This is a genomic window from Faecalibacterium prausnitzii, assembly GCF_003287405.1.
Taxonomy (GTDB): domain Bacteria; phylum Bacillota; class Clostridia; order Oscillospirales; family Ruminococcaceae; genus Faecalibacterium; species Faecalibacterium intestinale.
In genome coordinates, this window is record NZ_PRLD01000046.1 from 1 (window position 1) to 2,052 (window position 2,052).

Annotated in this window: 3 protein-coding genes and 1 pseudogene; all 4 read left to right on the forward strand. The window is 48.2% G+C overall.

The features are described from left to right. Window positions 1–361: pseudogene (locus C4N24_RS14890) on the forward strand (DUF2812 domain-containing protein); the annotation flags it as partial. 122 nt (window positions 362–483) lie between these two features. Further along, window positions 484–693, forward strand: a complete 210-nt coding sequence (locus C4N24_RS14895; RefSeq protein WP_242983301.1) for a hypothetical protein — start codon at window positions 484–486, stop codon at window positions 691–693. Window positions 694–705: 12 nt separating this feature from the next. Further along, the gene (locus C4N24_RS14900) at window positions 706–1,671 is read left to right on the forward strand and encodes a hypothetical protein (protein ID WP_112092028.1); all 966 of its coding nucleotides are present in this window, start codon (window positions 706–708) and stop codon (window positions 1,669–1,671) included. Window positions 1,672–1,808: 137 nt separating this feature from the next. Next, window positions 1,809–2,052: transposase (locus C4N24_RS15495; RefSeq protein WP_181573123.1), on the forward strand; the 244-nt coding region annotated here is incomplete at its 3' end.

The following is a 2,052-nucleotide window of genomic DNA, read 5'->3' on the forward strand; positions in this document are numbered from 1 at the left end:
GGTATTTTTCAAGAACATCAATCTAAACTATTCTGTCGGAAAAGTTCGATTGCGTCCATGGGCGGAAATGGGCGGTTGTATTGCAACAAACGCAACAACTTTTAACCGAGAACTATTGATCGTAGAAAAAGCAAACGATGGAAAGCCTTTTGAACTCCACACCTCCTATGCCGATAAAGAAAAATACTACCGCACTTTGCGTAACCCATGGCTATTCCTGCTGCTTCTATTTGCACTGTTTGCCATTATCAAGCATTCTATCATCTTGGGTATTTTTTCATTGGTTTCTGCAATTCCCAGCATTCTATACCAGCTCCAAATTATAAATGTCCGACAAAAAGCCAAAACATGGGAAAAATAAATAACAATCAAGAGGGTGACAACAAAAGCTGTCGCCCTCTTGATTATTATTTATAGAAATACAAAAAAGATTGCTCAACAGCTTTTGAGGAACAGCATCGTGCAGAGCTGACAGCATACCGGGTGGCAGGAGCCTATTTCAAGGCAAGCAACATCACCAAGCTGCCCAGCCCGAAAAAGCTGGAAGCCGAGTATGCGCAGCTGGCATCCGAAAAGGCAACGTTCTACGAGCAGTACAAGGAAGCCAAAGAAGAACTGCTCAAACTGAAAACCGCAAAGCAGAATGTTGCGTCCTTTTTCCGGGAGGAAGATCAGACGCAGCAGGAGAGATAAAGGAGTGTGCGTATGATCAATCTGAAAATCGACCCGGAGTTCCAGTCTCAGATTCCCCCTCTGACCGATGATGAATTTAAGCAGCTTGAAGAAAACATCCTCAAAGAGGGCAAGCTGATTTCTCCTTTGATCGTGTGGAACAACACACTTGTTGACGGACACAATCGTTATGCAATCCTCCAAAAGCACCCAGAGATTTATTTCTCCACCATGCCGCTCCGATTTGAGAACCGCGAAGAAGCCATTGCGTGGATTTGCCGGAATCAGTTGGGACGGCGAAACCTGAGTCCCGAACAGAAACGCTATCTGCTTGGGAAGCAGTACGAAGCCGAGAAGAAGGCTGCAAAAATCTTTCGGGGCAATCAGTACACTTTAGCAAAGAAAAGTGGTGGTGCTCACGATGATAACCACCACTCCGGGAAGAAAACCTGCGACCGGATCGCAGAAGAAAACGGTGTCAGCCGTGCCTCTGTTCTCCGTGCCAGCCACTATACACGAGGCATCGACATTGCGGACAACCTCTCTCCCGGCATCAAGCAGAAAGTCTTTTCCGGTGAAGTGAAGTTCACCAACGAAGAAATGTCCAAGCTTGTGCAGGCAAGTGTCGAGCATCGTTCAGATGTCCTTGCTCAAATCCTGCATCCAGAGGCATTGGAAGTGTTGGAATCTGCCAGCGCTGAATTTGAGCCTGAAAAAGCGGAACCCGTTCCCATGCCCACGCCACAAACAGAAGAATTCCGGTGCTATCATGTACCGGACGAGTTTATGAAGGTTTACAAATCCTTGAGCCGTGCGACCGAAATGATGAAAAACTCATGGAAGAAAACGCTCAAAAACAATCCCAGCTATTTCACTGACCCGGAAAAGCAGAAGGTTCTCCGCTTCGCAATGCAGAGACCTGCTAACTACCTGACTGAAATCGAAACCTATCTGGAAAAGGCTCTTGCAGAAGCCCTTGAAGGAGAAAAGACCGCATAACGACAGGCACTTGTAAGCCATCAACGAGCCACCAGCCGCAAGTGCAGGGCGGAAAGCATCCGCGCCCTTGCGCCTGATAAAAATTGGAACCTTGATTTTCTCGCCCGGCTTTGCTGCGGTGGGACGATCAAAGGAGCGTGCGTTTGAACAAAAAGAAAAAGTCCACAAACACTTCCCCCTATCCCGATGAAGCCATCGAACGTCTGGCACGGGCATTCTACCCGGCCATCCTTGCCTGCTGGAACAGTGAGGAAGGTCAGCGGGAGTTTGCCGCGTGGCAGGCGGAACAGGCTCATATTGCAACCAAAGAAAAACAGGAAGTTCCCGCTGGGGAACTCCCTGCCTTACTTATCGTGTGTGGATTTTTGCAGGGTGCGTCCG